Origin of the sequence: Microcoleus sp. MON2_D5 (assembly GCF_036701905.1) — a bacterium.
GTDB lineage: Bacteria > Cyanobacteriota > Cyanobacteriia > Cyanobacteriales > Microcoleaceae > Microcoleus.
Map to the genome: position 1 here is coordinate 1 of NZ_JAUBRM010000143.1, position 10,575 is coordinate 10,575.

The following is a 10,575-nucleotide window of genomic DNA, read 5'->3' on the forward strand; positions in this document are numbered from 1 at the left end:
ACTCTTGCTTTTTGCGATCGAGTACCGGGCTATCCATTTTGGCAATTCTCTGTTTATTATGCTTTTTATATTTTATCCCATGGGTGTTCACAAATCAATTAGGATTGCTATATCTATTTAAAATCCTCCAATTCGTCCGACTATTTCGATTTTACCTTGTCGATCGCTTTTGAGAATCACAGCTTCGCCGCTTTGCGGTACAATATCAGTGATAGCGGTAATATTTACTTGATGAGTTACCATAATAACCGCGCCTTTAGTGTTGCGGTTGTCAACAATTAATTTGCGGATTGTCGCTGTTTGTCTGGCTTCTGTGCTGCTGTCGCTAAAGAACGAGTTCAGCGCTGGGAACGGTTCGACTTGGCCTATATTTATCAGTTTTGCTGTTTCCAAACACCTACACCACTGACTGGATAAAACTCTGGCAACTTTGATGTTGCGGTTGCGAAATTCTGCTCCAATTTGCTTGGCTTGGGTTCTTCCCTGTGCTGATAAATTGCGCTGGGTGGAACAGTCACCCAACTTAAAGTTAGCAGGATCTCCTGTACCTGGGGCGATCGCGTGTCGCATTGCTACCACCAACCCCGTCTCCCCCCGCTGCAACAATTGCCACCCTGCTTGAGTTTGCGCGTTAGTTGCTGCGTCAGAACTTGCCGTTGCAATCATTAAGCCGATCGACAATACTAAAGCTAGCGATCCGAAAAACCCTTTCCAGTTGAGGTCAATCCGCGCAGCCATTGTTCCAGAAGTTAGAAATTATCTTATCATATTATAATACAACAAATATTGCTCTATGGAACTCACCAATTTTATTGCTCTGTCTGTCATTATTGCCCTCGTGCTGGGGATTGGGTTGGGAACAATGACTTGGGCTTACTTCGGCAAGGGCAGCATTTCTGTACTCTTTAAAGAACCAATTTTAACTTACCCAGAATTTCCCGATACCGACAGCGGCAGTAAAGCTTCCGTTTATTTTCAACAAGGAATTGAGGCTTATCAGTCAGGAAAGTACCGGAAAGCAAAAGATAAATTTACCAGCGCTTTAGAAAAAGTTTCAACTTTAGCAGAAGCTTACCACAATCGCGGCTTAGCTTGTGCAAATTTGCGATCGGATGAGGAGGCCGTTGCAGATTTGATCCGTGCCAGCGAATTATACCAACAGCAGGGGGCTGGATTTGCCCTCGACACGATTAAACAAAATCTGGCAGCCTTGAAGCAGCGCAAATTAGAACGAGAAAAACAAAAAGCAGTAGCGACCTAAATTATTAGGTTGGACCCGTGAAACTCAACCAAACCCTAGAGTTTGGGTCGTAAAAACCCGGTTTCTTTAATGCTTGAGAGAAACCGGGTTTGTTGACCGAATTATTATTAAAGTGGCAAACCAAAATTTAACATTCTCCCGAGTCACTAAATTTTTCTGGCATCTTCTATTTGGTTGATTTTAGAAATCATCATTTCTCGGCTTGAGGCCACAACTCGATAGTTAGTAATGGGATCGTAAGCTTCCCATTCTTGAGTCACTTCGCTGTCTTGCCACAAAAACCATTCCCGATAAATTTCGCCGTCATCAATGTCGCCGCACAAGGGAAGCCAATCATCTCCTCCCAAGCTCTCGAAATCTCCTCCTACTAAGTCAATCCAAGCTGCAAGGATACAAGAGTCAATAACATTATTATTAACAGTGACTGCGTTAGAGTAAAGAGAAGTTTCTGGAAAACAAAGTGTGGATTTCATAAGCTGTACCTGAATGTTATGTTATTAATTTATAAAAAAATCCTCTAGGTCAGTGACAGCAGAATGCCACTATCCTAACCTCCACAGTTGCCACCTCGAAAAACCTTGACACCCAAAGCGCTCAAATGCCTCTGCTGTATGACTTGAGACCGCTTTGAGTAAAGTCGCTAGACAGGCTAAATAGAGCCACTTTGCCAAGTGGCATACAAGAAAGCCCGATCGACCAAATATTGCTGGCGAAGGATCTCGCGCATTGGGGAGCGAAGACAGTGCAACTGGTAATTCTATACTGGGTAAGTTGGCAACTTTCAGTACAGTTTTTGTGATAAAATTAGCAGTAACCGGACTTTCGTACCGACAGCCTGGTTTGGTCAAAAGCTTTGCAACGAGCTTTCCAATCGTGGTGCGATCGCCAGTTTTGATTTATTGTTAATTTTGTGAAGTCCCGATCGACTGTTAGGGAAAAAAATTATGCAAGCAACCAACAAAGAAAGAGTTATCGATCTGACAATCCACTATACCAACGGCAAACAGCAACACTTCCAGTTCATTGCGCCAGAGGGAACAGTAGGAGAGCAAGCAACTTTAGGCACTCGCCTGCACAAAATGTTGACTGCAGACCCGATAATTCTCGAATTGGCAGATAAACTGGTAGTTATCCCAGTTCACAACATACAAAGTATTGAAATATCGCCGGTTCCTCCCAAATTGCCAGAGGGTGTCATTCACCCAATGCGAGAAATCAAGAAATAGTTAAGGTGTTCTGCATCTAAATTCAACTGAAAAGGCGGGCTGAATACCCATGTCATGCAGAGTTTTAATAAGCATAAATGTACCAATTAAAGGCGCAACAAGTTATTACAAATAACGAGGAAAAAATGTTGCTGACAGTGAAACCTGTTCCGAAAAAAATGCAACTGTAGACAAGCTCGGAGCCCTTATAGTATCACTCATTACCAATCTAAAATCTAAAATCTAAAATAGTATGAAGATATATCTCACCTGAGTGAGGGAAATAATTGCAGGTTTTACAGACTTTAACTTACCAGAAAAAATGCTTGAGCTCCACTGTCACACTACTTATTCCGACGGCACTCTCACCCCTGCCGCATTGGTAGCCGCGGCCGCGTCCTCGGGGGTTCGCGCCTTGGCCGTCACGGATCACGATACGATGTCGGGTTGGGATGAAGCCTTCGCCGCCGCTGCTTTGCACGGTATCGAAATAGTCCCCGGACTCGAACTCAGCACCGTTCACAACGGCCGATCGCTGCACATTTTAGGTTTTTATCCCGATGCAAATAAGTTGCGAGTTCCTTTGAACGATCGCCTGGAAGGAAGGTTTCGCCGATCGCAGGAAATGGTCGAAAAATTAGCAGCAATGGGATACGCGATCGAACTGCCAAAAACATCCCCAGGAATGGCACCGGGACGGCCTCACATTGCCTCTGCGCTGGTAAAAGCAGGTCATGCCAAATCATCGCGGGAAGCATTCGATCGCTGGCTGGGAGATGACGGCCCGGCTTATGTTCATTACGAGAAATTCTCGATCGTCGAAGGCATTGATTTACTGAAAAGTTGTGGCGCAGTACCAGTTTGGGCTCACCCTTATTTATTTCGCGGCGGCGCTGTTGAGGAAGTCTTAAAAGAATTAGTAGAGGCTGGTTTAATGGGAGTTGAAGTATACCATCCCAGCCACAGTTCCAGCCAAATCCAAAAGTTGAAAGATTTGTGTCTTCATTACGGTTTGCTGGCAACTGGTGGCAGCGATTATCACGGCCCCGATCCGGAACGGAAAGCAGCAGATAGCACCCAATTGAATATGCTGCATTTGCCCTTAGAATTGCTCGAACCGATTAAAGTTGCTGCGGCGAGTTTGAAATAGTTTTTTAGGACGAATATTGCTGACGTATACATTTGTAAAAAAAAGGAATCCTTCGCTTTTTGAGGGAGGGATTTGCACGCAGTAAGTCATCAGAAGAAGACCGAGGTCAAGCAGAATATAAATTAATATGAAGTTAAAGGCAATTGCAGGGGAGTTGATTTTACAATGTTACTAAAGGAACTTGCCAAACGGAGCTTATTATGAGTGCAGAAGACAGAGCAAAGGCGATCGGCAAAAATTTAGAAGGCAAAGCTCAGGAAATTTTCGGTAATATCACCGGCAACAGAAAAGACCAGGTTGAAGGCAAAGCTAAACAAGCCGAAGCTGCCGCCCGCCACGCAGCAGAAGATGCTAAAAATGCGGTGAGAAATCTGGCAGATAAAGCCAAAAGGTCGATCGACAAATTGTAGAAACTGCGTTATACCAAATCCGGGCTAATAGAATTCGCTTCATATCAAATCCTTTGCTATCAATAGGGTTTGATATGATTTATTTTTGGGAATTTGCATAAAGTGCGTGACTCCTGCGACATCTCTTCAAAAGCGCAATGGAGAAGTCCCTATAATTGTTAATTTTACACCGGATTAATTTCGTAGTAAGGACTGAAGTCCTTATCGCATTGCCTTTACGAAAAATTTTTGCTCTATTCTGCATAAAGCCGCCAAAAGCTGCGATATCAGAGTATCAACACGCAAAAACTGGACTATGACGAGACATTATACCCCCGTCGAAGCCTTAGCAGGTTTAGTTCCTGTAGTGGCAAGTTTCAACTTGTTGCTTCCACCTAGGGGTTGGGAACTAAAACCGATTTCGTTGACTTTGTTATTGCTGGCACGTTACAGCGCTATTTTCCCTGGGATAATTGAATTATCTCGATGTCATCCGAACGTGCCTGTGAACACCGACGAACAGTTACGCCAACTTCTCCAACTCTTGAAAGACTCGCAAGAGGGTAGTAAGGAACAAGAAAGAGTCAAAAATCAATTGTGCCAACTCATTCCCGATTTGCCCGGAATTCGCAAGCATCCTTATCCTAATATTGATTTAGAGGAAATGATGCAGGAAGCTTATTGCGGTTTTCTCAAAACGCTTTCGGCATTTTTGAGGGGAATTGACCTCGACAATCTCGCTGCTGATGTGTTGCGAACCCGAGTGGTTCAGCGGTTCAATAAAACTCTCAAGAACAAAGTCTATGACCAATATCGCCGGATGCAGCAACAGATTTTTACTCTTAGTTTTGATGCTCCGATTGCGAGCAACCGAGGTGAAAAATTTGAGGCTCAAGAACCGATAGACCATACCACGAAAAATGGGATTGAGCAACTCATCGAGAGAGAACAAACTCAAAATAAGCAGCGCATCGGCCGCCAACTATGGCAGTGTATTGAAGACGATCCGACGGGAGAACTGCGAAACAGTTATCCCAATGAAAAAATAGATAAGAAGAAGCCGAATAATCCCGAAAATCGCCGCCCTCGACCGGATGCCAATTCTCACGTACTCGCACTGCGGTTGCTGTTGCAAGACCCTCCAGATAAATTGTCGAAAATTGCCACAGAGTTAAACATTGACTATCAAACTCTCAACTCTCACTGGAAAAGAACAGGTTTGGCTCTCGTCAAAGAGATTGCACTTAAGTTTGGATATCAACCCGAGGAATAATGGTGAATAGCAGAGATACTTATTTGTTAGAAATTCCTCTGGAGCAAACTGCCCGCAATTTGGCTCTGCAATTTGCTTCAGAGCAAGCTAATCCGCAAAAAGGCAAGCGGGTTTATTTCAATACCCTGGCGGTTTGGGCGGTTAACTATTTCTTGGAATGGATGGAAATGGAAACCGATATTGATGGCGGTGATAGTTGGAATCCAGCAATGCGGGCGGTTTTGGATGTCGGCGATTTGGTTTTGCCGGGGATTGGCAAGATAGAATGCTGTCCGGTTCAGCTCGGAGAATCGGCGATTTCTCTGCCGGAAGTGCGGGAAAATCGCATTGCTTATATCGCTGTTGGGTTTGCCGAACCTTTCGATAAGGTGAAACTTTTGGGATTTATTCCGGCTGTGGAAATTCTGGAGGAAACTGAAGAAATTTCTCTAACTAATCTCAAACCTGTTGAGGAATTGTGGGATTATTTGGATCGGATTGAGTTGGCAATTCCGCTGTTGCAAGGTGAAATTGAGGAGTTGCTATCTGATTTGGAAGAAGATGACCCCGTACAAGCACAAGTTCGGGATAAATTGCAAAACAAATCTATTTCTGAAATTGTGGCAATTTTGAATAAAGTTTTGCACAGTAGTGAGAAATCTGACTGGGGATATGAAGGAGGGAAGGCTTTAGCGGGAAGTGGTTCTAGCAGTGGAGGTTTGGGAAATAGAGATATATCTTTCTCTCGCGATCAATCTTCACCTGTTGAGAAAGCTTCAGATATTGACGAGGATGTCAAAGCGGAACTGAATCTGATTGCTGAAGATTTGTTGGAGAAATTAGCTGAGATTTGGGGAGATGGTGATGATTTGGGCTTGTCATAAATCGGCAATCTCCCATAAATCTGGATAAATTTTCATGACTTGTAGGGGCGGGTTCACTAACCATATCTGATAAAAATCAACAATCTAAAAAACCCGCCCCACCCCCGCCATCAATACAAAAAAACAATTAAAATATTGCGTTTTTGGGTTTTTTGCATGGGGTGGGGGCGGGTTCGTCAGATTGTTTGTTGTTGGCGATTAGGGTTGGTGAACCCGCGTCTACAAAATGGGAAGGATGTACATGAGATTTCTCGTTGGGTGGGGGCGGGTTTTTGAGATTGTTTGTTTTTGGTGCTGATGGTTGGTGAACCCGCCGCTACAACATTCCCAAGACAAATATCTAGAATTTTTCAGGAATCTGCATAATTATCCCCCACATTGACGATAGATATATATACAGAATGAAAGGTAAACTCTAATGGACGAACAACGCATCGCCGCCTATCCCCAAGTGATTCAAGCCCTGCTTGAGTGCCCTAGCGGTACAGTAAATGATATTCTCAACGCCAATCGAGACTTAGTTGATGCCAATTTTGTGCAAGTCATGGTAGCGGAAGCGGAGAAGATGGCGGCAGAGGGCAACTCCAAGGCAGCTTGGTTGCAGAATCTAGCGGCACAATTGGCAAACTTTGTCGGCAGTACAGCAACTCCAGAAGAGTATTTTTCTTTCTTGATGGAGGTGTTGCAAGCAACGTCAGACAGTGGCGGATATCCTCAAGTCGTATATCGTATTTTACAGCAAAATTTCGACAAATTGAATTTAAATTTTGCTCGAATCTTACAAGCTTGGGCTACATCCGCATTCACAAAAGTTACCTCAGAAGAAGCTGCATCCATTGCAGCCGATATTGGCAATTTTGGCAGCTTAATTAAGGACTTTCCCCTGGGGCGGCGGGCATGGAATTTAGAAATAGGCATTGCTTGTTATAGTGCAGCATCAGAAGTCTATACCCGCGAGGATTATCCCGAACAATGGGCAATGGGTCAAAACAATTTGGGGACTGCCTATAGTGACAGAATAGAAGGAGTCAGGGCGGCGAATATAGAAGAGGCGATCGCCTGTTATCGGGAAGCTTTAATAGTGTATACCCTTGAGAATTATCCCGAAAATTGGGCAATGACTCAAAACAATTTGGGGACTGCCTATAGTGAGAGAATAGAAGGAGCCACGGCGGCGAATATAGAAGAGGCGATCGCCTGTTATCGAGAAGCTTTAAAAGTCTATACCCGCGAGGCTTATCCAGAAAATTGGGCCATGACTCAAAATAATTTGGGGACTGCCTATAGTGAGAGAATAGAAGGAGTCAGGGCGGCGAATATAGAACAGGCGATCGCCTGTTATCGGGAAGCTTTAAAAGTCCGTACCCGCGAGGCTTATCCCGAAGATTGGGCAGGGACTCAAAACAATTTGGGGGCTGCCTATAGTGACAGAATAGAAGGAGTCAGGGCGGCGAATATAGAACAGGCGATCGCCTGTTATCGGGAAGATTTAAAAGTCTATACCCGCGAGCATTATCCCGAAAATTGGGCAATGACTCAAAACAATTTGGGGAATGCCTATAGTGGCAAAATAGAAGGAGTCAGGGCGGCGAATATAATAGAAGAGGCGATCGCCTGTTATCGGGAAGCTTTAAAAGTCTATACCCGCGAGGCTTATCCCGAAAAGTGGGCAATGACTCAAAATGGTTTGGGGAATGCCTATCAAGGCAGAATAGAAGGAGTCAGGGCGGCGAATATAGAACAGGCGATCGCCTGTTATCGGGAAGCTTTAAAAGTCTATACCCGCGAGAATTATCCCGAAAAGTGGGCAACGGCTCAAAATGGTTTGGGGAATGCCTATCAAGGCAGAATAGAAGGAGTCAGGGCGGCGAATATAGAAGAGGCGATCGCCTGTTATCGAGAAGCTTTAAAAGTCTATACCCGTGAGGCTTATCCCGAAAAGTGGGCAGCGACTCAAAACAATTTGGGGCCTGCCTATAGTAACAGAATAGAAGGAGTCAGGGCGGCGAATATAGAAGAGGCGATCGCCTGTTATCGCGAGGCTTTAAAAGTCTATACCCCTGATAATTATCCCGAATATTGGGCAATGACTCAACATAATTTGGGGGGTGCCTATAGTAACAGAATAGAAGGAGTCATGGCGGCGAATATAGAAGAGGCGATCGCTTGTTATCGGGAAGCATTAAAAGTCTATACCCCCGAGGCTTATCCCGAAAATTGGGCAGGGACTCAAAACAATTTGGGGGCTGCCTATAGGGATAGAATAGAAGGAGTCATGGCGGCGAATATAGAAGAGGCGATCGCCTGTTTTCGCTTAGCATTAGAAATTTGCACTCCTACTGCTTTCCCTTTAAAGTGCTTGCAATCAGGTAGAAACCTCGGCAATACCGCTTTCACTGCTGGTTTTTGGGACATCGCCCTAGAAGGATTCGAGAAAGCTATTAAAGCAGTAGAAAAAAGCAGAAGTTGGGCAACTTCCGACGATATCCGCCAGCAGATTTTAGCAGAATCGATCGATGTTTACGAAAAGGCAATTCAAGCTTGCGTCAACAGCAACCAACTCGAAAAAGCCATAGAATATTGCGACCGAACCCGTGCTCAGCGGTTAGTCGATTTAATGCACAGCAATGACTTGTATGCTAGCAGCGAAATTCCACCCGCCGTGCAAAAGTATTTGCAGGAATTTGAGGCGAAGCAGCGGGAAATTGACGCAGAAGTTGAACAACTCCGCAAACCTTCTGAAGGCAATAAAGAATTAGTCGGTGTGGGGAGTCAGTCGCGCAGTCGGGCAGATTTGTCTGCTTACACGGAGAAGATTCAAAAATTGGAAAGGGAAAAACAGCAAATCTGGGAAAATATTCGCAGTTTAGATCCTGTTTTAGCTGGACAAGTTCAAGTCGATCCGATGCAGTTTGCGGCGATGCAGCAACTCCTCGACAATTCAAAGACGGCGATTCTCTGTTTTTATACTACGGATGATGACACTCATGTTTTTGTGATTTACAAGGATAAAGCGCCCCAGATTCATACTTGTCATGGAGAGGGTTTGGCAACTTTTCAGAAGTGGATTCGCGAGAGGTGGTTGTCGCCTTATTTGCTGCATCCGAAAATTTGGCAACAGGGGATGGGTGAGTTTTTGTCTCAGTTGTCGCAGCGGTTGAAAGTTGATGAGTTAATTGGTAATTGTTTGGATGGGATTGAGGAATTGATTGTGATTCCGCATTTGTATTTGCATCAGATTCCGCTGGCGGCATTGCCGATAGAATCTCCCCAACCGAGGGCGGGCACGGGGGCACCGCCCCTACGAAGGGTGTTCCTTGGTGACAAAATCCTGATTCGTTACGTGCCCAGTTGCCGAATCTTGGAGTATTGCAATCAACGCCCAACCATCGAATCGCCCAAATACGGGATTGTGGAAAATGCTACTGATGATTTGTACTTCACTCCTTTTGAGTGCGAACAAATTGCCGAAATTGTGACCCAACCTGAGCGCTTAAAAGGAAGTCAAGAAGCAACAGTCGCAGCCTATCGAAACCTCGCCCAAAATGTGAATGTAATCCACTCCAGCCACCACGCCGTTTCGCGTTTGGACAATCCTTTAGAATCGCGATTGTTTTTAGGAGACGGGACTATCACGTTAGGGGAATTGATGACACCTGGTTGGCGCTTGCCGCAGTTATCCGATGTGTTTATGTCCTGCTGCGAAACTAATTTAGGAGGTACGGAAATTACGGATAATCTTCTTAGTTTGGGAACGGGTTTTTTGTGTGCGGGGGCGCGGAGTGTGGTCAGCACTTTGTGGGCGGTGGATGATTTTGCTACTTCGCTGTTTTCGATTTTTTACTATCAGTATCGTCGGGAAGGTTTGAGTCGTCCAGAGGCTTTGCGACGGGCACAGGTGAGGTTGCGGAAAATTTCGGGTGCGGAGTAGAAAGAGCTTTATCAACCGCAAATCGATCCGTTGCTTCAGAGAATTATTGGGGATTTAAAGTCAAAATTGGCTGTGGTTCAAAAGGAAAAACACAAGTTAAAATTGCGGCAGAAATCCTACCACAAGGAGACGGATAAGTTTAATAAGTTGGGGGCGGACTTGAAGAAAATAACGAAGCAAGAGAATCAGATTCAGAAACAGAAGAAAGGATATGAAAGTTTGAAAGAAAATATTTACACTCTGTCAAATCCTTTTGATGATTTGAGTTATTGGGCGGGGTTTATTTGTCAGGGTTTGCATTGATTTGTGGTGTTTGATGGTGTTAACAAACACGTCTGACACACATTCCGGCGGGGATTTCAATCCCCGCCTCACAGCGCAAGTCCTCTAAAGAGGACTAATGAATTTAACAGTCCTCTTCAGAGGACTTTCGGGTGCATCTCACTTTTGCAAATATATGAAAAAAGCGCCAAAATGAAAAAGCTAGTAAAACTGTGAAAAAA

10 protein-coding genes are annotated in these 10,575 nt (G+C 44.6%); 8 read left to right on the forward strand and 2 right to left on the reverse strand.

Annotated elements, in window-relative coordinates; translation table 11 throughout:
- Positions 1 to 117: 117 nt before the first annotated feature.
- The gene (locus QUA47_RS28835; RefSeq protein ID WP_333433310.1) at positions 118 to 738 is read right to left on the reverse strand and encodes a histidine phosphatase family protein; all 621 of its coding nucleotides are present in this window, start codon (positions 736 to 738) and stop codon (positions 118 to 120) included.
- A 55-nt stretch (positions 739 to 793) separates the two neighbouring features.
- On the opposite strand from QUA47_RS28835, the gene QUA47_RS28840 reads away from it, so the two are divergent.
- Positions 794 to 1,261 carry a hypothetical protein gene (locus QUA47_RS28840; protein WP_190661274.1) on the forward strand — a complete coding sequence of 156 codons (468 nt, stop codon included), beginning with the start codon at positions 794 to 796 and terminating at the stop codon, positions 1,259 to 1,261.
- 146 nt (positions 1,262 to 1,407) lie between these two features.
- On the opposite strand, the gene QUA47_RS28845 is transcribed toward QUA47_RS28840, so the two are convergent.
- The gene (locus QUA47_RS28845; protein WP_190661277.1) at positions 1,408 to 1,734 is read right to left on the reverse strand and encodes a hypothetical protein; all 327 of its coding nucleotides are present in this window, start codon (positions 1,732 to 1,734) and stop codon (positions 1,408 to 1,410) included.
- Positions 1,735 to 2,205: 471 nt separating this feature from the next.
- On the opposite strand from QUA47_RS28845, the gene QUA47_RS28850 reads away from it, so the two are divergent.
- The 7 genes from QUA47_RS28850 to QUA47_RS28880 all read left to right on the forward strand — a co-directional run bounded on the left by QUA47_RS28850 (position 2,206) and on the right by QUA47_RS28880 (position 10,375).
- Positions 2,206 to 2,487: a hypothetical protein gene (locus tag QUA47_RS28850; RefSeq protein ID WP_333433311.1), complete on the forward strand. Its 282-nt coding sequence runs from the start codon at positions 2,206 to 2,208 to the stop codon at positions 2,485 to 2,487.
- A 301-nt stretch (positions 2,488 to 2,788) separates the two neighbouring features.
- Complete coding sequence (locus QUA47_RS28855) at positions 2,789 to 3,616, forward strand: PHP domain-containing protein (protein WP_333433312.1); 828 nt, start codon at positions 2,789 to 2,791, stop codon at positions 3,614 to 3,616.
- Positions 3,617 to 3,816: 200 nt separating this feature from the next.
- Entirely contained in the window at positions 3,817 to 4,026 is a 210-nt protein-coding gene (locus QUA47_RS28860; protein WP_190661281.1) for a CsbD family protein, read from the forward strand.
- Positions 4,027 to 4,321: 295 nt separating this feature from the next.
- Positions 4,322 to 5,278 carry a hypothetical protein gene (locus tag QUA47_RS28865; RefSeq protein WP_333433313.1) on the forward strand — a complete coding sequence of 319 codons (957 nt, stop codon included), beginning with the start codon at positions 4,322 to 4,324 and terminating at the stop codon, positions 5,276 to 5,278.
- The gene (locus tag QUA47_RS28870; protein ID WP_333433314.1) at positions 5,278 to 6,141 is read left to right on the forward strand and encodes a DUF1822 family protein; all 864 of its coding nucleotides are present in this window, start codon (positions 5,278 to 5,280) and stop codon (positions 6,139 to 6,141) included. Before QUA47_RS28865 ends, QUA47_RS28870 begins: the two co-directional genes overlap by 1 nt.
- 418 nt (positions 6,142 to 6,559) lie before the next feature.
- Entirely contained in the window at positions 6,560 to 10,072 is a 3,513-nt protein-coding gene (locus QUA47_RS28875) for a CHAT domain-containing protein (protein WP_333433315.1), read from the forward strand.
- Positions 10,073 to 10,144: 72 nt separating this feature from the next.
- Positions 10,145 to 10,375, forward strand: coding sequence for a hypothetical protein (locus QUA47_RS28880; protein ID WP_333433316.1), 231 nt, complete (start codon positions 10,145 to 10,147; stop codon positions 10,373 to 10,375).
- Positions 10,376 to 10,575 lie beyond the last annotated feature (200 nt).